Source organism: Allobosea sp. NPDC055594 (assembly GCF_053618995.1).
The window spans coordinates 276,913-295,734 of record NZ_JBSHIO010000001.1; the positions used below are offsets into that span (position 1 = coordinate 276,913).

19 protein-coding genes are annotated in these 18,822 nt (G+C 68.3%); 11 read left to right on the forward strand and 8 right to left on the reverse strand.

All coding sequences use genetic code 11. The features are described from left to right. The first annotated feature begins 2 nt into the window (after window positions 1-2). Window positions 3-2,690, forward strand: a complete 2,688-nt coding sequence (gene tssH / locus ACWGRX_RS01270) for a type VI secretion system ATPase TssH (protein ID WP_452116100.1) — start codon at window positions 3-5, stop codon at window positions 2,688-2,690. A 36-nt stretch (window positions 2,691-2,726) separates the two neighbouring features. Here the strand turns inward: tssH and ACWGRX_RS01275 are convergent, their stop codons facing one another. Beyond that, a complete protein-coding gene (locus tag ACWGRX_RS01275) occupies window positions 2,727-3,530 on the reverse strand; it encodes a tetratricopeptide repeat protein (RefSeq protein WP_452116101.1) in 804 nt (267 codons plus the stop codon). A gap of 271 nt (window positions 3,531-3,801) precedes the next feature. Between ACWGRX_RS01275 and ACWGRX_RS01280 the strand changes: the two genes are divergently transcribed. Beyond that, window positions 3,802-5,139: a M23 family metallopeptidase gene (locus ACWGRX_RS01280; RefSeq protein WP_452116102.1), complete on the forward strand. Its 1,338-nt coding sequence runs from the start codon at window positions 3,802-3,804 to the stop codon at window positions 5,137-5,139. Window positions 5,140-5,305: 166 nt separating this feature from the next. Here the strand turns inward: ACWGRX_RS01280 and ACWGRX_RS01285 are convergent, their stop codons facing one another. Next, entirely contained in the window at window positions 5,306-5,491 is a 186-nt protein-coding gene (locus ACWGRX_RS01285) for a hypothetical protein (protein WP_452116103.1), read from the reverse strand. Window positions 5,492-5,730: 239 nt separating this feature from the next. On the opposite strand from ACWGRX_RS01285, the gene ACWGRX_RS01290 reads away from it, so the two are divergent. The 3 genes from ACWGRX_RS01290 to ACWGRX_RS01300 are packed head-to-tail and all read left to right on the forward strand — an operon-like array spanning window position 5,731 to window position 9,094. Next, window positions 5,731-6,564: a phosphoadenylyl-sulfate reductase gene (locus ACWGRX_RS01290; RefSeq protein WP_452116104.1), complete on the forward strand. Its 834-nt coding sequence runs from the start codon at window positions 5,731-5,733 to the stop codon at window positions 6,562-6,564. Further along, window positions 6,561-7,463, forward strand: a complete 903-nt coding sequence (gene cysD / locus ACWGRX_RS01295) for a sulfate adenylyltransferase subunit CysD (protein ID WP_452116105.1) — start codon at window positions 6,561-6,563, stop codon at window positions 7,461-7,463. Before ACWGRX_RS01290 ends, cysD begins: the two co-directional genes overlap by 4 nt. Then, complete coding sequence (locus tag ACWGRX_RS01300; protein WP_452116106.1) at window positions 7,463-9,094, forward strand: GTP-binding protein; 1,632 nt, start codon at window positions 7,463-7,465, stop codon at window positions 9,092-9,094. The genes cysD and ACWGRX_RS01300 overlap by 1 nt, the downstream gene beginning before the upstream one ends. A 95-nt stretch (window positions 9,095-9,189) precedes the next feature. Here ACWGRX_RS01300 and ACWGRX_RS01305 read toward each other — a convergent pair whose 3' ends face one another. After that, a complete protein-coding gene (locus tag ACWGRX_RS01305; protein WP_452116107.1) occupies window positions 9,190-9,831 on the reverse strand; it encodes a UbiX family flavin prenyltransferase in 642 nt (213 codons plus the stop codon). After that, entirely contained in the window at window positions 9,828-11,348 is a 1,521-nt protein-coding gene (locus tag ACWGRX_RS01310) for a UbiD family decarboxylase (RefSeq protein ID WP_452116108.1), read from the reverse strand. The genes ACWGRX_RS01305 and ACWGRX_RS01310 overlap by 4 nt, the downstream gene beginning before the upstream one ends. 111 nt (window positions 11,349-11,459) lie before the next feature. Here ACWGRX_RS01310 and ubiT point away from each other — a divergent pair, with 111 nt between their 5' ends. From ubiT to ACWGRX_RS01340, 6 genes are all read left to right on the forward strand, one after another. Then, entirely contained in the window at window positions 11,460-12,023 is a 564-nt protein-coding gene (gene ubiT, locus ACWGRX_RS01315) for a ubiquinone anaerobic biosynthesis accessory factor UbiT (RefSeq protein WP_452116109.1), read from the forward strand. Next, window positions 12,014-12,991, forward strand: coding sequence for a ubiquinone anaerobic biosynthesis protein UbiU (gene ubiU / locus ACWGRX_RS01320; RefSeq protein WP_452116110.1), 978 nt, complete (start codon window positions 12,014-12,016; stop codon window positions 12,989-12,991). The genes ubiT and ubiU overlap by 10 nt, the downstream gene beginning before the upstream one ends. 30 nt (window positions 12,992-13,021) lie before the next feature. Continuing rightward, window positions 13,022-13,918, forward strand: coding sequence for a ubiquinone anaerobic biosynthesis protein UbiV (gene ubiV, locus ACWGRX_RS01325; RefSeq protein ID WP_452116111.1), 897 nt, complete (start codon window positions 13,022-13,024; stop codon window positions 13,916-13,918). A gap of 30 nt (window positions 13,919-13,948) precedes the next feature. Next, window positions 13,949-14,320, forward strand: coding sequence for a hypothetical protein (locus tag ACWGRX_RS01330; RefSeq protein ID WP_452116112.1), 372 nt, complete (start codon window positions 13,949-13,951; stop codon window positions 14,318-14,320). A gap of 208 nt (window positions 14,321-14,528) precedes the next feature. Then, on the forward strand, window positions 14,529-14,957 hold the full coding sequence (locus ACWGRX_RS01335; RefSeq protein ID WP_452116113.1) for a pseudoazurin: 429 nt from the start codon (window positions 14,529-14,531) through the stop codon (window positions 14,955-14,957). Between the two features lie 93 nt (window positions 14,958-15,050). Beyond that, complete coding sequence (locus ACWGRX_RS01340; RefSeq protein ID WP_452116114.1) at window positions 15,051-16,256, forward strand: NnrS family protein; 1,206 nt, start codon at window positions 15,051-15,053, stop codon at window positions 16,254-16,256. A gap of 42 nt (window positions 16,257-16,298) precedes the next feature. Here ACWGRX_RS01340 and ACWGRX_RS01345 read toward each other — a convergent pair whose 3' ends face one another. From ACWGRX_RS01345 to ACWGRX_RS01360, 4 genes are all read right to left on the reverse strand, one after another. Further along, window positions 16,299-16,991: a Crp/Fnr family transcriptional regulator gene (locus tag ACWGRX_RS01345; protein ID WP_291634773.1), complete on the reverse strand. Its 693-nt coding sequence runs from the start codon at window positions 16,989-16,991 to the stop codon at window positions 16,299-16,301. A 112-nt stretch (window positions 16,992-17,103) separates the two neighbouring features. Further along, window positions 17,104-17,367, reverse strand: coding sequence for a cytochrome C oxidase subunit IV family protein (locus tag ACWGRX_RS01350; protein WP_452116115.1), 264 nt, complete (start codon window positions 17,365-17,367; stop codon window positions 17,104-17,106). Window position 17,368: 1 nt separating this feature from the next. Next, window positions 17,369-17,920 (reverse strand): cytochrome c oxidase subunit 3 family protein, encoded by a 552-nt coding sequence (locus ACWGRX_RS01355; RefSeq protein ID WP_452116116.1) that lies wholly within the window; start codon window positions 17,918-17,920, stop codon window positions 17,369-17,371. Beyond that, complete coding sequence (locus ACWGRX_RS01360; protein ID WP_291645533.1) at window positions 17,917-18,804, reverse strand: SUMF1/EgtB/PvdO family nonheme iron enzyme; 888 nt, start codon at window positions 18,802-18,804, stop codon at window positions 17,917-17,919. The genes ACWGRX_RS01355 and ACWGRX_RS01360 overlap by 4 nt, the downstream gene beginning before the upstream one ends. Between the last annotated feature and the right edge of the window lie 18 nt (window positions 18,805-18,822).

Below are 18,822 nucleotides of genomic sequence, written 5' to 3' on the forward strand. Positions count from 1 at the left end.
ACATGGCCGACATCAGTCTCGAGGCCGTCACCGGCAAGCTCAACCGCGTCGGCTATGAAGCCTTCATCCAGGCCCTGCGCCAGGCCAAGGGGGCAGGCAACCGCAATGTCGAGCTGGCGCATTGGCTCGCCCAGATCCTGCAGCGCCGTTCGACCGATATCGGCCTGACCGCCCAGCATTACGGGCTCGACATGGCAAGGCTGGCTTCCGATATCGGCGGCGTCATCGAAGGCTTCCGCAAGAACGAGACGGAGATGCCGGGCGTCGCCAACAATGTCGTCGATGTGCTCGACCGCGGCTGGCACTACGCCACCCTGTTCTTCGGCGAGACGCAGATCCGCACCGGCCATGTCCTGGTCGCGGCCCTGAAATCGCTGGAGCTGCGCCGGGCGCTGACCGCGATTTCAAAGGAGTTCGGCAAGATCCCGGTCGAGGAATTGGCTGCCGGCCACGCCAGGATCTGGAAGGATTCGGAAGAAGAGAATCTGCGGCCGATGGATGGCTCGGGGCTGCGGGCCGCCGGGACGCCCGGCGCCGAGCAGGCGCAGGGGCCGATGGGCACGACGGCGCTCGACCGCTTCTCGCAAGACCTGACCGAGAAAGCGCGCTCGGGCACGATGGACCCGATCCTCGGGCGCGACGACGAGATCCGCCAGGTGATCGACGTGCTGATGCGGCGGCGCCAGAACAACCCGATCCTCACCGGGGAGGCCGGCGTCGGCAAGACGGCGATCGCCGAGGGCTTCGCCCAGCGCGTCGCTTCGGGCGAGGTGCCGCCGCCACTGCGCGGGGTCAAGGTCTGCGCGCTCGATATCGGCCTGATGCAGGCCGGTGCCTCGATGAAGGGCGAGTTCGAACAGCGCCTGCGCTCGGTGATCGACGAGGTGCAGTCCTCGCCGACACCGGTGATCCTGTTCATCGACGAGGCGCATACCCTGATCGGCGCCGGCGGCCAGGCCGGCACGGGCGATGCCGCCAATCTGCTCAAGCCCGCTCTGGCGCGCGGCACTTTGCGCACCATCGCGGCGACGACCTGGTCGGAATACCGCCAGTATTTCGAGAAGGATCCGGCCCTGACCCGTCGCTTCCAGCCGGTGCAGGTCGGCGAGCCGGATGTCGTGCGCTGCTGCACCATGCTGCGCGGGCTGATCGGGCCGATGGAGAAGCATCACAAGGTCCGCATCTCGGATGCGGCGATCGTCGCGGCGGTGCAGTTGTCAGCCCGCTATATCCCGGCGCGGCAATTGCCGGACAAGGCGGTGAGCCTGCTCGACACGGCCTGCGCCCGCGTCGCGATCAGCCAGACCGCGGTGCCGGCCGCGATCGAGGATGCCCGCGTCGGCCTTGCGGCGCTTGAGAAGGAGAAGGCGGCGCTGATCGCCGACCAGGATCTTGGCGACGTCTCGGATGAGCGCCTCGCCGAGATCGAGGAGGAGAGCGCTGCGCTGAAGGCGAAGCTCGAAATGCGCGAGGCCGACTGGGCCTCCGAGCTGGCGCTGGTCGAGGAGATCACGCTGCTGCGCGGCAAGCTCGGCGAGGCGGCCGCATCGGCACGAGGCGAGGGCACCACCGAGCCACCGCCGGGTGACGCCGCGGCCGATCCCGAAGCGACGCGCGCCAGCCTGAAGCAAAAATTCAACTCGCTCGGCGAGATCGATCCGGCCAGCCGGATGATTTACGCCCATGTCGACGAGCAGTCGGTCGCCTCCGTCGTTTCCGATTGGACCGGCATCCCGGTCGGCCGCATGGTCAAGGACGAGATCGAGACCGTGCTCAACCTCGCCGAGACGCTGAACAAGCGCGTGGTCGGGCAGGGGCACGGCATTGCGATGATCGCCAGGCGTATCGAGACCAGCCGGGCCAAGCTCGACAATCCCGGCAAGCCGATCGGTGTCTTCATGCTCTGCGGCCCGTCGGGCGTCGGCAAGACCGAGACGGCGCTGGCGCTGGCGGAATCGCTCTATGGCGGCGAGCAGAACGTCATCACCATCAATATGAGCGAGTTCCAGGAGGCGCACACCGTCTCGACCTTGAAAGGCGCGCCTCCCGGCTATGTCGGCTATGGCGAGGGCGGCAGGCTGACCGAGGCGGTGCGCCGCAAGCCCTATTCGGTCGTGCTGCTCGACGAGGTCGAGAAGGCGCATCCGGACGTGCACGAGCTGTTCTTCCAGGTCTTCGACAAGGGCCAGATGGAGGACGGCACCGGCAGGCGGATCGATTTCAAGAACACGTTGATCATCCTGACCTCGAATGTCGGCACCGACGAGATCATGCGCATGGCCGGGGACGCGGCGAGCCGGGTGGATCCCGAGGCACTCGCAGTGGCGCTGCGGCCGGCGCTGCTGAAAGTCTTCCCGCCGGCGCTGATCGGGCGCCTCGTCACGATCCCCTATTATCCGCTCTCCGGCGAGATGCTGGGCGGCATCGTGCGGCTCCAGCTCGGCCGCATCGGCAAGCGCCTGCGCGACAATCACAATGCCGCCTTCCGCTATGACGACGCCGTCGTCGCCCACATCGTCGCCCAGTGCAATGATCCGGACTCCGGCGGACGGATGATCGACAACATCATCACCAATTCGATGCTGCCGGCGCTGTCGCGCAGTATCCTCAACCTGCAATTGGAGAAGAGGCCACTGACCGAAGCAGTCGTCACGGTCGAGGACGGCGAGTTCCGCTATCTTTGCAGCTGAGCCTCGAGGCCGGGCCCCGAGCCGGCCTCGAGGCCTCTAGTCCGGCCGCATCGCGGCGTCGTCGATCTTCTTCATCGCCGCGACTGTCAGGTTGTTCTGGGCCCAGGCGGCCGTCTTGGTGTTCGGAAAGACCCTGATCAGATCGCGAAACTGCCTGACCGCCGCATCGTACTGCCCGCGATACACATAGCCCTGGATGATGCGGTTCTTGTAGGCCTCGGCCGAGCGCTCCTGGGCGGCGAAGTCCCAGGTCCGGGTGTTCTCGTCCTGGAGCAGGAATTTGCCGTTCGGCTGGACCGTGACGGTCCGGCCTTCATAGCCCCAGCCCGACATGCCGACGGCCTGCGCGTTGACCGCTGCCGTCGTCGGCACATTGAACAGCGAGGCGATGCGCCTCAGCAGCCAGAGCCCATAGCCGTCGGCATCGCCGGTGAAGGTCCCCGGAATGATGTCGGCGAGGCTGACGCTGGCGGGATCGGCTCCCGGCCGCAGCACGCTGGTTTCGCTGGCGAGCCCGCAGCCATGCAGTTCGAGCCGTGCCAGCGGAGCCCAGAGCTTGCCCTTCGGGATGTCGCCATAGGTTTGCGAGCAACTGTCGTAATTGCGCAGATGCGGAAAGTAGAAGGTGCCGCTGTTGCCGTGCGCGACGATGCGCATCACCTTGATCCGATCGCCGTCAGCCACCTTGCGAATGGCGCCGACGATCTGCGCTGCCGTGCTCGTCGCATAGGCGCCGACCGCACCCGTCGGCAGACGATCCGGTGATGGCGGGTTCTGCTTGTAGAGCTTGGCGAAGCCGACATCGGACATGTCGTAGAGATGGATCGCGACATCCGCCATGGACCGCTCCTTGCCGCCGCTCGCCGCAGCCTGCGAACGGCGAGACCCGCTTCGTTCGCGCCGACGTTCAGCCTCAAGACGGCGGATGCGGTCGTCGCCAGGGCGTCGAAGCTGCGCCAGGGCGGTCGATGCCGGATCCCCGGAACGGGCGATCGGGGGCGGAATGCCAGGCTACCGCCTCAGATTAGCGCAGGATTCGTCGCGGCCAAGCCCCATATGCGCTATCATCAGATCGGCAGGCTTGCTCCGGCCGCCGATCCGGACGGGGACGATGCAACCAGTTCGCCTGAAGCGGCGTGGCGAGGCGGCAGCTCCTGCCGCCACGGCGTCGAGCGAGACAGAGAGCGCACCGCAGCGGCGCCTGCGCGGCTCCGGGCGGACTGGTGCGCCGCGCGGCAGCAGCCCCTGGCCCTGGTGCATCGCCGCCGCGGCTTGTCTTACCGCCGGCGTGACCGGCTATCAGCTCTATCGGGAGAAGGGGCGCCTCGCCGTGCTGGAGCAGGAGCAGGCCCTGCTGCAAAGCAGCTATGACGAGAAACTGAAGGCGCTGCAGCGCCGTCTGGTCAGTGCGATCATTGCCCAGGGCGCGACGCCGGGCGCGCCGGCACAGCCGGGCCAGTCGCCCTCCGCCGGCGCGAGAGGGGCGCAGGATCATCTCGCCGATCTGATCACCCGGCAGATCGAGCTCGAGGCGCGCCAGGCGCTTTTGGGGGCACTGGCCGGGCAGGCCGTCGGGCCGGTTCTGCCCCAAGGCGGGGCGCAGGCCCCGGGCGGCAATCAATTTGCCGGTGCGGTCAACATTATCGACAAGATCAATCCGGCCGTATTGGCGCAGCAGCGGCGTCAGGTCTCGACGCAGGTCAAGGCGAGCGAACCTCTGCCGCTGGAGGAGCGCATCGCGCTGCTCGGCCAGTCACTCGATCGGGTCGAGACCGGCCAGTCGCAGCAGATCGCCGGGCTCGGGCGGCAATTTGTAGGCCGGGTGCAGGAGGTCAGGGCGGCGTTGGGCGAGGTCGGGCTCGATCCGGCCAAGGTCAAGCTGCCGGCGGTGCGCGCCGGCATGGGTGGTCCACTGGTGCCGCTCTCGGCCTCGATCAAGGCGGGCAGCTTCGAGCATGCGCTGATGCAGCTTAACCAGGCGCTTTCGGTTTATGGCCGCTGGCGCGACCTCGCCAGCATCGTTCCGTTCCAGCGGCCGCTCGAAGGCGACGACAGCACGACCAGCAATTTCGGCCCGCGCAGCGACCCGTTCACCGGGCAGACGGCGATGCATGCCGGGATGGATTTCCGCGGCGAGACCGGCACGCCGGTACGCGCCGGCGGTGCCGGCCAGGTGCTGCGCGCGGAGGTCTCCGGCGGCTACGGCAATCTCGTCGAACTCGATCACGGCAATGGCGTCACCACGCGCTATGCCCATCTCAGCGCCTTCGACGTGAAGGTCGGCCAACTCGTCGACGCCGGACAGGTGATCGGCCGTGTCGGCTCGACCGGCCGCTCGACCGGTCCACATCTGCATTACGAGACGCGGCTCTCCGATCAGGCTCAAAATCCGCTCAAATTCATCGAGACCGGCGACAAGCTCTCGGTCGGGCTCGGCGGCCTCCGCTAGCTCGCCGCGCGTCCGTTCGGGCGCGGTCACGGTGATCTATCGCATTGTTATCGCACCGGATCGATTGAATCCATCGCCGCCGCAGTGACTTCATTGAGAAGGGCGGCGGTCGGATCGGCAGGCCGTCAGGCGGTCCTGGTGCGGCCGTCTGAAGATTTGCGCGGTATCAGCCGCGCCGCTGCTTCGGGGAGCCGGGCGTGGTAGGCGAAACCGGGGCAGCCGGGTCGCTGGCCGGGAAGCTCTCGCGCAACGCTTCGTCGAGCCGTTTCTCGGCCGAACCGTTGCCTTCCCGCTTCTGCTCGCGCTGTTCCTTGCGCAGGCTCTCGACGGCTTTGCTGGCGGGCTTGTTCATGGCTTCCCCCTGTCGATCACTGTGATGTGCCGGCCGGCTTTCGGCCGGCTCGCTTCGTCTTTGAAAACGCCGTCCCCCTCTGGAAGGTTCCGACGCGCCTGCTCCGGGGCGCTGCGGGTTGGCGGAAGAAATTCTCCGTGGCCGGGAAAATATGAAATTTCACGCTATCATTCGTGAATTGAGCTTTGGGCGGCGTGCGGCTATTGAAGTGTTCGTTTTACAGAACGTTTGAGTGCCCGATGAAGCGATTAGCGGAGGCTGATGACGGTAGCGCGATCCCGGCTACTCGCCGCGTTCCGGCAAACGGGAGCGAGCCGGAAGTGCTGCGCGCGAAAGTGGAGGAGTTGGTCGCGGCGTTCGGAACGGCGGATGCGGCTGCAAGGCTCGCAGGGCTCTGCGCAAAGATCGATGGCCGGCTCGTCTTCACCACCAGCTTCGGCCTCGAGGACCAGATCGTCACCCATCTGATCGCGACGCAGGGGCTGCCAATCGAGATCGTCACGCTCGACACCGGCCGGCTCTTTGCCGAGGTCCACGCGCTCTGGGCGAAGACCGAGGCCCGCTACGGGCTCGCCATCAAGCCGTTCTATCCGCGCCATGACGAGGTCGAGGGCTTCGTAAGCGAGCATGGCATCAACGGTTTCTATGCCTCGATCGCGGCGCGCAAGGCCTGCTGCGGCGCGCGCAAGGTCGAGCCGCTCGCCCGTGCGCTGGAGGACGCTGCCGCCTGGATCACCGGATTGCGCGCCGATCAGTCGGCGGCGCGCGGCGGTGTTTCGCTTGCGGAGGCCTATGCCGGGCGCGGCCTCGTCAAGTTCAACCCGCTGCTCGACTGGTCACGCGAGCAGGCTCTGGCCTTTGCGCGGGCAAACGAAACCCCGCTCAACCCGCTGCATGAGCGGGGCTTTCTCTCGGTCGGCTGCCAGCCCTGCACGCGTGCTGTCCGTTCGGGTGAGCCGGAGCGGGCCGGCCGCTGGTGGTGGGAGGAGGAGGCTGCGAAGGAGTGCGGACTACATGTCGGCCCCGATGGGCGGCTCGTGCGGGCGAAGCCGGCTCTGGAGGTTTCGGCGTGATCCAGCTCAGCCATCTGCAGAAGCTCGAAGCCGAGGCGATCTTCATCATCCGCGAGGTCGCCGCGACCTGCGAGAAGCCGGCGCTGCTCTATTCGATCGGCAAGGATTCCGCCGTGCTGCTGCACCTTGCGATGAAGGCCTTCCATCCCGGCAAACCGCCTTTCCCGCTGCTCCATGTCGATACGACCTGGAAATTCCGCGAGATGATCGCCTTCCGCGACGAGACCGCGCGCCGGCTCGGGCTCGACCTCATCGTCCACATCAACGAGGAAGGCGTACGCGCCGGGGTGAACCCGTTCAGCTCCGGTTCGCGCCTGCACACCGACGTGATGAAGACGCAGGGGCTGAAGCAGGCCCTCGACAAGCATGGCTTCGATGCGGCCTTCGGCGGCGCCCGCCGTGACGAGGAGAAGAGCCGGGCCAAGGAACGGGTCTTCTCGCTGCGCTCGGCGCAGCATCGCTGGGACCCGAAGAACCAGCGGCCGGAACCCTGGCGGCTGTTCAACACGCGCAAGGCGGCAGGCGAGAGCTTTCGCGTCTTTCCGCTGTCCAACTGGACCGAAAAGGATGTCTGGGACTACATCGCGCTCGAGAATATTCCGGTCGTGCCGCTCTATTTCGCCGCCCCGCGCCCGGTCGTGCGCCGGAACGGCGCCTGGATCATGCGCAATGATGAGCGCATGGCGCTTTTGCCGGGCGAGGTGGTCGAAACCAGGCTGGTCCGCTTCCGCACGCTCGGCTGCTACCCGCTGACCGGGGCGGTCGAGAGCGAGGCGGCGAGCCTGACCGACATCATCGCCGAGATGCGCGCTTCCCGATCCTCGGAGCGGGAAGGCCGCGTCATCGACCATGACGGCTCCGGCTCGATGGAGCAGAAGAAGCAGGAAGGCTATTTCTGATGGGCGCGCTCGCCGAAACAAGAGGCGCGCCGGCGCCCGCGGGCGCATTCCGCCCGGCCAATGACGAGGGCCGGAATGCCGAGGGCAGCGCCCGTGCCCTGCTGCGCTTCATCACCTGCGGTTCGGTCGACGACGGCAAGTCGACGCTGATTGGCCGTATCCTCTACGAGGCCGGCGCGGTCTTCGACGACCAGTTGACCGCGCTCGATGCCGATTCCCGCAGGTTCGGCACGCAAGGGCAAGCGCCGGATTTCGCGCTGCTGGTTGACGGGCTGAGCGCCGAGCGCGAGCAGGGCATCACCATCGACGTCGCCTACCGCTATTTCTCGACGGCGCAGCGCAGCTTCATCGTCGCCGACACGCCCGGCCACGAGCAATACACCCGCAACATGGCGACTGGTGCCTCCACCGCCGATCTCGCCATCATCCTGGTCGACGCCCGCAAGGGCCTGCTGCCGCAGACAAGGCGCCACTCATTTATCGTCTCGCTGGTCGGCGTACGCCGGATCATCGTCGCGGTGAACAAGATGGACCTCGTCGGTTATGACGAGGCGGTCTTCCGCCGGATCGAGGCTGACTACCGTGTCATGGCCGCCGGGCTCAGCTTCACGACGATCGACTTCATCCCGGTCTCGGCCCGCGACGGGGAGAACGTCACGCAGGTCTTGCGCCTGACGCCCTGGTATCGCGGGCCGGCGCTGTTGCCTTTCCTCGAAGCCGTGACCCTGGCGGGCGAGGCGCCCGAGGCGCCGGGCTTCGCCTTGCCGGTGCAATGGGTCAACCGGCCCGATCTCGATTTCCGCGGCTATGCCGGCATGGTGGCGCAGGGGCGCCTGCGCGTCGGCGACGGCATCGCCGTGCTGCCCTCGGGCCGCCGCAGCAGCATTGTCCGCATCCTCGCGCCCTCAGGCGAGGTCTCCCAGGCGAGCGCCGGGCAGTCCGTCACCGTGACGCTGGCCGATGAGGTCGACGTTTCGCGCGGCGACGTCATCGCCTCGCTCGCCGATGGGCCGCTCATCCGGCAGGACTTGCGGGCACGGCTGCTCTGGACCGGCGAGGCGCCCTTGCGAGAGGGGGGCGAGTTCATCCTGAAGCTCGCCACCGCGACGGCGAATGCCAGCGTCACGCAGCTGCAGCACAGGCTCGATGTCGAGAGCTTTGCCGAAGTGCCGGCCGACGAGCTGCCGATGAACGCGATCGGCCTGGTGAGCTTGCGGCTCGACCGGCCGCTGGCGGTGCAGGATTACGCGCAGAGCCGCGAACTCGGTGGCTTCATCCTGATTGAACGGCTGAGCAACCAGACAGTAGCCTTTGGTTTCATTGATGAAGAGCTATCGACGCAGCGCGGGGCCGACAGGGCCGGACAGGTGCCGAGCCTGCGCCGGGCGCTGGTGCGCGAGCTCGGCCGGCCGGGCTCGGCTCGGCGCCGAGCCTTGGTCCGCGGGCTTAGCTGGCGCGCGGGGGCGAGCCTGATTCTGGCCGGGGCGACGATCGCGCTCGGCGCGTCCGAGGGCCTCGCAGCGACGCTCGCCATCGGGGATTTCGTGTTGCGGCCCCTGGCGCACAGGGTGCATGAGCGGCTCTGGCGCCGGGACGATGCCGGCGCCTTGCAGGATGGGGCGGGGATCTGAGTTCGGCCCGCTTCCGGGAGATTCCAGGCGATCGGAGCAGCATGGCGGCGGCGCGGCCGCGATGACGAGGCGATCTTCACAAGGGTCGGCGGGCGCTAGGCGTCGGTGGATATGCAGTTCTCCAGTGCCGGCTCGCCCTCCCAGGCAAGGGGGGCGATCTCGTCGAGGGCGAGGCCGAGCAGGCCGATGGCGCGCAGCGCAATCTGGTCGATGATCGCGGCGATGTCCGGCGGGCGCAGATAGAAGGCAGGCACCGGCGGCGCGACGATGGCGCCATATTCGGTGACCTGCGCCATGGCGCGCAGATGGCCGAGATGCAGTGGGCTCTCCCTTGCGATCAGGACGAGGCGGCGGCGCTCCTTGAGCTGCACATCGGCGGCGCGCACCAGCAAATTGTCGAGCTGGCCATAGGCGATGGCGCAGAGCGTGTGCATCGAGCAGGGTGCGACGATCATCCCAGTTACAGGGAAGGAGCCGCTGGCGATCGAGGCGCCGATATCGCAATGGTCGTGATGGACGTTTGCCAGGGCGAGCGCCCGCGCCAGCGCGTCGGGGCCGACCTCGGTGGCAAGCGTGCGCTCCGCCGCACGCGAGATCACGAGATGGGTCTCGACCCGGCCCGAGTCTGCGAGCCGCTCGAGCACGCGCAGCCCGATCGCTGCGCCGGATGCGCCGCTCAGCCCGACGATGACGCGGAGCGGTCGGCGCGAGGCGGCAGGGGGCGGAAGCGGGTTCATGGGGAGGCTCCAGGTGGCGTTGCGAGGCCGAGCGAGGGCCAGAGCGCGTCGATGCGGGCGCTGACTGCCGGATCCATCGCCATCGGCGCGCCCCATTCGCGCTCGGTCTCGGGGGGCAGCTTGTTGGTGGCATCGATACCGAGCTTGCCGCCGAGGCCCGGCTTGGGCGAGGCGAAGTCGAGATAGTCGATCGGGGTGTCGGTGATCTCCACCAGATCGCGGCTGGCGTCGGAGCGGGTCGCGACAGCCCACATCACTTGTGCCCAGTCGCGCGGGTCGATGTCGGCGTCGACGACGATGATCAGCTTGGTGTAGCTGAACTGCGGCAGCATCGACCACAGGCCGAGCATCAGCCGGCGCGCCTGGCCGGGATAGCGCTTGGCCATGGCGACAACCGCGATCCGGTAGGAGCAGGCTTCCGGCGGCAGCCAGAAATCCACCACTTCCGGAAACTGCCGCTGCAGCAGGGGCAGGAACAGTGTGTTCAGCGCCTCGCCGATGCGCGAGGGCTCGTCCGGCGCACGCCCCGTGAAGGTCGAGAGATAGAGCGGCGCCCGGCGCATCGTCACCGCCGTGACCCGCATCACCGGGAAGGGCTCGACCGCGTTGTAGTAGCCGGTATGGTCGCCGAACGGACCTTCCGGCGCGGTCTCGTCGGGCGAGACCAGCCCCTCGATGACGATCTCGGCCGCGGCCGGCACGGCGAGCGGCACGCTGACGCAATTCGCGAGGGCCGGCCGCTCGCCGCGCAGCAGGCCGGAAAAGCGCATTTCCGAAACGGTTTCCGGCAGCGGCAGCACGGCGGAAAGGATCGTCGCCGGGTCGGCGCCAATCACCACCGCGACCGGCATGTCACGGCCGAGCCTTCGCCATTGCGCATGATGGCGGGCGCCGCCGCGATGGGCGAGCCAGCGCAGGATGGCGCGGTCCTTGCCCAGCACCTGCATGCGATAGACGCCGAGATTGCATTCGTCCTCGGGCGTCGGCTCGGGCGGCGCGGTGATGACCAGCGGCCAGGTGATCAGCGGCGCGGGCTCGCCCGGCCAGCAGGTCTGTACGGGAAGAGCCGTCAGGTCGATGTCGTAGCCCCGGAACACCTGCTCCTGCACCGGTGCCCGGCTCTCGCCGCGCGGGCGCATGGACAGTGCCGCGCGCGCCAGCGGCAGGGCCTTCCAGGCTTCGGCGAGGCCGCGGGGTGGGCGCGGCTCGCGCAGCTCGGCGAGCGTTCGGCCGAGGGCAGGCAGTTGCTCGCGCGTGCGGCCGAGCCCCCAGGCGACCCGCTCGACCGTGCCGAACAGATTGGTCAGCAGCGGGATGGGCGAGACGGTGCCGTCGGGCCGTACCGGGCGCTCGAAGAGCAGGGCCGGCCCTTCCTGCGCGATGACGCGGCGATGGATCTCGGTGATCTCGTGCACGACGCTGACCGGCTCGGCGATCCGCCGCAACTGACCGGCGTCATCGAGATGGGCGAGGAAGGCGCTGAGGTCGCGGAAGCGGGGCAGTTCGCGGATCGGCAAGGGCAGGGGCTCCGGTTGCCGCACCTTGCTCCCTCGCATTCCTCGCCGTCTTTGCGATGGCGCAACGATCGGGAGCGTCTCTGCCGCGATCTTGCGGGCCGGAGGAGACCGATGCCGAACAGCGCGACGCCGAATGCAGCACAGCCTGGACCCCCCGTCCTGCCGCCCTGGCTCACCCACGCCATGGCACCGCTGCCGCTTGGGCCGCTGCAGCCGCTGCTGACGCTGACGCTGACGCGCATCGGTCGCCTCCACCCCGATCTCTATGGCCGCCTCGGCGAGCATGCCGAGAAGCGTTTCGGCATCGCACCGACCGATCTGCCTTTCGCCTTCGTGCTGGAGCCGCGGCCGGAACGCCCGCAGGCGCGCGTGGTGCGGCGGCTGCCGCCCGGGCTCGACGTCCGCATTCGCGGGCCGCTGGCCGGCCTGATCGGCATGGCCGAGGGCCGGCTCGACGGCGATGCGCTGTTCTTCTCGCGGACGCTGTCGATCGAGGGCGACATGGAGGCGACGCTCGCTTTGCGCAACGCGCTCGACGATGCCCGGCTCGATTTCGGCGTCATTCTGCTCGGCTGTCTCGGCCCGCTCGGCACCCGCGTCGCAGAGATACTGCGTCGTCAGAGCGGCCAGTCGCGCCCCGCGTCTGCCATATCCGGAGGTTCGTCTTGGAACTGATCTGCCCGGCCGGCACCCCGGCGAGCCTCGAGGCCGCTGTCGAGGCTGGCGCGGATGCGGTCTATTGCGGCTTTCGCGACGAGACCAATGCCCGCAATTTTCCCGGCCTGAATTTTTCGCGCGACGAGCTGCGAAGAGGCATCGCATTCGCGCATCGCCACGGCGTCAAGGTGCTGGTCGCGATCAACACTTTCGCGCGGGCCGGTGCCTTCCATCTCTGGCAATCGGCGATCGACGATGCCGTCGCGGCCGGCGCCGATGCCCTCATCCTCGCCGATCTCGCGACACTCGCTTATGCCGCACGTCGCCATCCCGGTCAGCGGCTGCATGTCTCGGTACAGGCAGCCGCGGCCAATCCCGACGCGATCCGCTTCTATACCGAGCGTTTCGGGGTGCAGCGCGTGGTGCTGCCGCGCGTGCTCGGCGTGATGGAGATCGCCTCGATCGTCCGCGAGACCGCCTGCGAGACCGAGGTCTTCGTCTTCGGCGGCCTCTGCGTGATGGAGGAGGGGCGCTGCTCGCTCTCCTCCTACGCCACCGGAAAATCGCCGAACATGCACGGCGTCTGCTCGCCCGCCGGCGATGTCGCCTATGCGGAGCAGGATGGCCGTATCGTTTCCAAGCTCGGTGGCTTCACCATCAACGCCTTCGAAAGGGGGGAGCCCGCCGGCTACCCGACCCTGTGCAAGGGCCGCTTCGTCACGCCCAGGAGCACCGGCTATATCTTCGAGGAGCCGGTCAGTCTCGATGCTGGCGTCCTGCTGCCGGCGCTGCGCGATGCCGGCGTGACGGCGTTCAAGATCGAGGGGCGCCAGCGCGGGCGGGCCTACATCGCCGGCGTGGTCCGCTCCTTCCGCGACATTCTCGCCGCCCTCGACCAGGGCCGCAGCGCGCCGATGACGGGGCTCGTCGCCATGTCGGAGGGCCAGGCCAACACGGTCGGGGCCTATCGCAAGGCCTGGCGTTAGCCAGTTCGTCCTCGATCAAGGAAATTGCCGATGCAACTCACTCTCGGCCCCGTGCTCTATCACTGGTCCCCGGAGCAATGGCGCGATTTCTATTATCGCATCGCCGACGAGGCGCCGGTCGAGACCGTCGTGGTCGGGGAGGTCGTCTGCTCCAAGCGGGCGCCGTTCAAGCAGGATCTTCTGCCCGACGTGATCGAGCGGCTCGAGGCGGCGGGCAAGCAGGTCCTGCCGGCCTCGCTGATCCTGGTCTCGCTGCCGCGCGAGCGCCGCCAGAGCCGCGAGCTGATGCAGGCCGAGGGCAGCATGGTCGAGATCAACGACCTGACCTGCCTCGCCTCGCTGAGCGGCCGGCCCTTCGCCGTCGGTCCGTACGTAAACGTCTACAATGAGGGCGCGGCGGGCTTCCTGGCGGAGTGCGGCGCGAGCCGGATCTGCCTGCCGCCGGAACTGCCGCTGCCGGCGGTCGCGACCATTGCCGCCTCCCTGCCGCAGCTGGCGATCGAGGTCTTCGCCTTCGGCAAGGTGCCGCTGGCGATATCGGCGCGCTGCTATCATGCCCGCGCCCACAAGCTGACCAAGGATAATTGTCGTTTCGTCTGCGAGCTCGATCCGGACGGCATGCCGGTCAAGACGCTCGACGGTGCCGGGTTCCTCTCGGTGAACGGGGTGCAGACGCTCTCGCATGGCTGCGCCAGCCTGCTGCGCGACATTCCGACGCTGCGCGAGGCCGGCGTCGCCTCCTTGCGTCTCTCGCCGCAGGCTTGCGACATGGTCGCGGTCGCCAGGCTGTTCCGCGATGTCGCCGATGGTCGCCTTGCTGGCGAGGAGGGCGAGCAGCGCCTCGCCGAGCTCTATCCCGCGGTGCCCTTGGCGAATGGGTTCCTTCATGCGGCCCCCGGACATTTGCGGATCGAGGCGGGCGTCTGAACCGCCATCATGGCGGAAAAGGAGGCTGTCATGGGCAGCGTGCAGAGCGGGGCGCCGCGCCCCGGCAGCGACAAGGGCGGCCGGGCGACGCCGGCGAGCGAGCTGATCGGCCGGCTGCGGCGGGTGCTGCGGCCGGAGGAGCTCGACTGCGCCTGTCGCGAGCGGCTGGATGGCGCCCTCGACCGTTTCGACCAGCTGGAGCGTCGGCGTGAGGCGCGCCGGCATCTTGCGGCAGCGCGCGACCACAAGGAGCGGATCGCCGCGCTGCTCGGCTTTCTCTCCGATCTCGATTCCCTGACCGAAGGCGAGGGCGACCGCAGCGTCTTCGAGGAGTTGGCCTTGCTCTTCCTCGAGATCGAGCGCAGCGCCCAGGCCGGGGCTATGGAGCTGCGCAAACTTTAGACCGCGCTTCAGGTTCTTGACTCAAGCATTTTGAACAACGGTCAATTTCATCTTTTTTGGGCGTACGGGCTGCGCCCGCGGCATTTCCCTGTGAGCTGCGGCCAATCTTCGCGATGTTTGCCATTTCGCAAAGTGCATCGCGCTGCCGCAGCTAATGTTGCGGTGCAGCGAGGGGCTGACGAACCCGCTGCGCTGAAGGAGAAAAAAGATGTTCAAGATGATTCTGGCCGGCGCGTTGATGACCCTGGCCGCAGCCGGCGCGAATGCGGCGGAAGTCGAGGTCAAGATGCTCAACAAGGGCGCGGCCGGAGCCATGGTGTTCGAGCCGGCGCTGATCAAGATCGCGCCCGGCGACACGGTGAAGTTCCTGCCGACCGACAAGAGCCACAATGCCGAGAGCATCCCCGAGATGTTGCCGGCCGGCGCGGCGCCCTTCATCGGCAAGCTGAACGAGCAGGTCGACATCACCTTCAAGGAGCCCGGCGTCTACGGCATCAAGTGCAAGCCGCATTACGGCATGGGCATGGTCGCGCTGGTCGTGGTCGGCGACCCGACCAATCTCGATGCGGCCGCGGCGGCCAAGCATCCGGGCAAAGCGAAGGCGATCTTCGCCGACCTGGTGGCCAAAGCGAAGTGAGCCGGCCGCGCAGATGCGCCGCCGACCATCATCAGGCTCGTGAAGTGAAGGCGCGGCCGGCCGGCCGCGCCTGTTGCCGCTGGGAGAACCATCATGGCGCCCATTCCGCGACTGCGCTCCTATGAGGGGCCCGCTCTGCTCTCTTATGGCTTTCGTCCGTTCTTCCTGCTCGCGGCGCTGCAAGCCGGGCTGACGATCCTCGTCTGGCTGCCCTTCGTCACCGGGCATCTCACCGTTCCGACGGCGTTCGGGCCGATCGACTGGCATATCCATGAAATGCTGTTCGGCTATCAGGCGGCTGCGATCGCCGGCTTCCTGCTGACCGCGATCCCGAACTGGACCGGCCGACTTCCGGTTCAGGGCACGCCCTTGCTCGTCCTCGTCCTCGCCTGGCTCGCCGGCCGCATCGCCGTCTCGGCCTCGGCCTGGATCGGCTGGCGCTTGGCCATGGCGGTCGACGCGCTTTTCCTGCTGCTGCTCGCCGCGGCGGCCGCGCGCGAGATTCTGGCCGGCCGCAACTGGCGCAATCTCAAGGTCGTCGTGCTGATCTGCCTGCTGCTCGCCGCCAATCTCGCCTTCCATCTCGAGGCCGGCCTGACCGGAGGCGCCGAAATCTCCCGGCGGTTCGCCATCGCCGTCGTCTTGATGCTGGTCCTGCTGATCGCCGGGCGGATCGTGCCCAGCTTCACGCGCAACTGGCTGGCGCAGCGCGGCGCGGGGCGCCTGCCCGTGCCCTTCGCCGGTTTCGACAAGCTCGTGCTGGCCGCCAGCGCTATCGCTCTGGTGCTATGGGTCGCGCTGCCGGATTCTCCGGCGAGCGGCCTCGTGCTCGGAATCGCCGCCTTGCTCAATCTCGTCAGATTGGCGCGCTGGGCCGGCGACCGCTGCTGGCGCAATCCGCTGCTGATCATCCTGCATGTCGGCTATCTCTTCGTGCCTGTCGGCTTCGCCCTGACGGCGGCCGCGAGTTTCGGCTTCGTCAGCACCGGCGCCGGCCTTCATGCCTGGACTGCCGGCGCCTTCGGCACCATGACCCTCGCGGTGATGTCGCGGGCCAGCCTCGGCCATACCGGCCGGCCGCTCGTCGCAACGGCCGCGACCCAGGCCTGTTACGTCCTTGTCGTCATCGGCACGGTCGCGCGGATCTGCTCGGCGCTCGGTCATGGACCGGCTGCGCTGCTGCATGTCGCGGCGTTGTCCTGGTCGCTGGCCTTCCTGGTGTTCGCGCTGGCCTATTGGCAGGTGCTGACCGGCTCCCGCCTCGGCGCGAAGGCGCCATCCGTCGCGCAGCAGGCCTGATTCTCAAGACGGCCGCGAATGGCGTACCGCTCCGGCGGTGCGCTATTCGGCGTTCTCGGCCAGCCGGGTGAGGGCGGCGGCATCGCAGACCACCAGCCGCTGGCGCCCACCCTCGACCAGCCCTTGCGTCTCCCAGGCGCTGAGAATGCGCGAGACGGTATGCAGCGTCGTGCCGGTCATTTCGGCGATGTCGCGGCGCGAGATCGGGAAGTCGACGCGCATCCCGGTCTCGACACGCATGCCGGCCTGCTCGACCAGTCGCAGCACCGCATGGGCGACGCGGCGCTCGACCTCCTCGGTCGACATTTCGCGGATGCGGGTATGGGCCTCGTCGAGGCGCTGGCCGATGGTGCGGATCGCGCTCATCGCGAGCTGTGGATTGTTCTCGACGAAACCGTCCCAGGACTCGGTCGGCCAGCTCGCGACCAGACTGTCGACCGCCGCCGTCGCCGTGCCGGGATAGTCGGGGCGGCCGAGGGCCCGGGTGAAGCCGAACAGGTCGCCGGGATGCACGACGCGCACGATGATCTGCTGGCCGTCGCGGGTGACTTGCGTGACCTTCAGCCGGCCGTGCAGCAGGAGGTAGAAGGCCTTGGCCGGGTCGCCCTGCTCGAAGACGGATTCGCCCTGAGGGACCCGGCGTGCATTCGCCTGCGCCGTCATGCGGTCGAGCTGTTCGTCGCCCATCGTCGCGAACAGCGGAATGCTGCGCAGGACGCTGCGGTCCATTCCCACGGTATCGTCTTTCCTTTTGGCGGGCCGGACATCTCGCCCGCGACAAAGCCGCCGGACCCGGCCGGCGGCGCCGGATTTGAGCGCAACCATTGCCAGCATTCAAGCCCGCGCGCTACGCGGAAAGGGCGATCCGCAGACCCGCCAGGGCGCAGAGCAGGGCCGCATAGCCGATGAGTGCTCCGGCGAGCGCCCGGCTTTCCTGCTGCAGCCGCATGAAGCCGATCACGAGGAGCGCCGCCTTGACCAGGCTCAATGCGGCGATGGCGAGCCCGCGCGGCAGCGGCGCAAGGTGCAGGCTGGCGAGCAGGCCGAGCCCGGTCGCCAGAAGCAGGGCGCCGAGCACGACGGGGAGCGGCAGATCGCGAAGGGAGGACATCTCACCCCAGATAGATGACGGGCAGGATCAGGAGCCAGACCAGGTCGATCGCGTGCCAGATGGCGGCAATGGTCCCGGTCCGGCGCGGCGTCGGCCGCCAGGCTATGGCGAGCATGATCAGCGCGACGAAGAGCACATGGGCGAGATGGAAGCCGGTGATCAGGAAATAGAGCTCGACGAGGCGGCTCTCCACGGCGGTGATGGCGGGGATCTCGTGGCTGTAGGCGACAAGCTTGAGCGCGACGAAGCCGAGCCCGCCGAGCGCGGCGGCGACCAGGTTCCAGCGCGGCTGACGGCCGAAGGCGGCGCGGGCGGCGAAGAAGCCGCTGGTGAGCAGCGTCGCCGTGGCGGCGCCGGCGAGCGGCAGGTCGAGGGCGCCATGCAGCTTTGCCAGCGCCGGCGGATCGATCAGCCCGAGGATCAGGAAGGCGACGAGAAACGCGCCGAAGACGGCGAACTCGCTCCAGATCAGGATCCAGAGCAGGAGCTCCATGCCGCCTTCGCTGGTCGGCTGGCCCACGGTGAGGCTGGCCGGCGGAGTGTGTGCGTTCATGCCGGCAGCAGCCTGCGCAGCCCGGCCGGAACCCGGTCCTGCCAGCGCTGCTCCTTGACCAGGCGGAAGCCGAGATTGTCCGGCGGGGTGCCGACCGAGCAGCCGCCGCTCTTGGGATTGCGGATGAACGAGGTCATCACGGCGCGGTGCTGGCCCTCGACCACATAGGCTCCGCAATTCGTGGTCTCGCCGGTCGTCTTGCCGGCGGCGTCGAGCGAGACGCGGCGCAGGCAGCTCTGGGTCCATTCCCAGACATTGCCGGCCATGTCGTGGACGCCGTGCTCATTGGCACCGAAGCTGCCGACCGGCCGCGGCGCAGGATCGCTCGCCTGCTTGCGAGCACTCTCGCGGTCATAGTCGGCGAGCCAGCGCAAGGCCGGGTTGGCATTGTCGCCGTCGAAGCCGCGCGCATCGTCGATGAAGCGCGTGCCGGCCGCGTGAGCCCATTCCCGATCTGTCGGCAGCCGCCATCTCAGCCCCGTCGAAGCCGACAGCCAGGCGGCATAGTCGCTGGCGTCGCCATGGCTGACGCCGGTCGCCGGCAGGTCGCCGCGCGCCGCCTTGCCGTCCAGTCGCTTGCAGGCTCCGGCCGCGACGCAGCGCGTATAGTCGGCGACGGTGACCTGGTAGCGCATGATCACCAGCGGCTTGTCGAGCGTGACAGCGACGCGCGGCGCATCGACCGGCCGCCCGACGCGCAGATATTCGCCGTCGAGCCTGTGCATCATCGTCATCGGCGGCACGATCGCCGTCTGGGGCAGCGGCACCAGCGGGACGGAGGGCCGTGGCTGCGCTGTCAGCAGCAGCGTGGCCGCTCCCGCCATGAACAGGAGCCCGAGCGAGGTCGTCAGCACCGGAAGTCCCATGCGCAGCGTCGTGGCCATCATCGCCTCCTGTCGCCG

Coding starts and splice junctions, on each gene's coding strand:
- ACWGRX_RS01360 (WP_291645533.1), bottom strand. CDS start 18,804: ATGGCCACGACGCTGCGCATGGGACTTCCGGTGCTGACGACCTCGCTC.
- ACWGRX_RS01290 (WP_452116104.1), top strand. CDS start 5,731: ATGAAGCGATTAGCGGAGGCTGATGACGGTAGCGCGATCCCGGCTACT.
- ACWGRX_RS01305 (WP_452116107.1), bottom strand. CDS start 9,831: ATGAACCCGCTTCCGCCCCCTGCCGCCTCGCGCCGACCGCTCCGCGTC.
- ACWGRX_RS01275 (WP_452116101.1), bottom strand. CDS start 3,530: ATGGCGGATGTCGCGATCCATCTCTACGACATGTCCGATGTCGGCTTC.
- ACWGRX_RS01350 (WP_452116115.1), bottom strand. CDS start 17,367: ATGTCCTCCCTTCGCGATCTGCCGCTCCCCGTCGTGCTCGGCGCCCTG.
- tssH (WP_452116100.1), top strand. CDS start 3: ATGGCCGACATCAGTCTCGAGGCCGTCACCGGCAAGCTCAACCGCGTC.
- ACWGRX_RS01285 (WP_452116103.1), bottom strand. CDS start 5,491: ATGAACAAGCCCGCCAGCAAAGCCGTCGAGAGCCTGCGCAAGGAACAG.
- ubiV (WP_452116111.1), top strand. CDS start 13,022: ATGCAACTCACTCTCGGCCCCGTGCTCTATCACTGGTCCCCGGAGCAA.
- ACWGRX_RS01355 (WP_452116116.1), bottom strand. CDS start 17,920: ATGAACGCACACACTCCGCCGGCCAGCCTCACCGTGGGCCAGCCGACC.
- ubiT (WP_452116109.1), top strand. CDS start 11,460: ATGCCGAACAGCGCGACGCCGAATGCAGCACAGCCTGGACCCCCCGTC.
- ACWGRX_RS01280 (WP_452116102.1), top strand. CDS start 3,802: ATGCAACCAGTTCGCCTGAAGCGGCGTGGCGAGGCGGCAGCTCCTGCC.
- ACWGRX_RS01340 (WP_452116114.1), top strand. CDS start 15,051: ATGGCGCCCATTCCGCGACTGCGCTCCTATGAGGGGCCCGCTCTGCTC.
- ACWGRX_RS01300 (WP_452116106.1), top strand. CDS start 7,463: ATGGGCGCGCTCGCCGAAACAAGAGGCGCGCCGGCGCCCGCGGGCGCA.
- ACWGRX_RS01330 (WP_452116112.1), top strand. CDS start 13,949: ATGGGCAGCGTGCAGAGCGGGGCGCCGCGCCCCGGCAGCGACAAGGGC.
- ACWGRX_RS01335 (WP_452116113.1), top strand. CDS start 14,529: ATGTTCAAGATGATTCTGGCCGGCGCGTTGATGACCCTGGCCGCAGCC.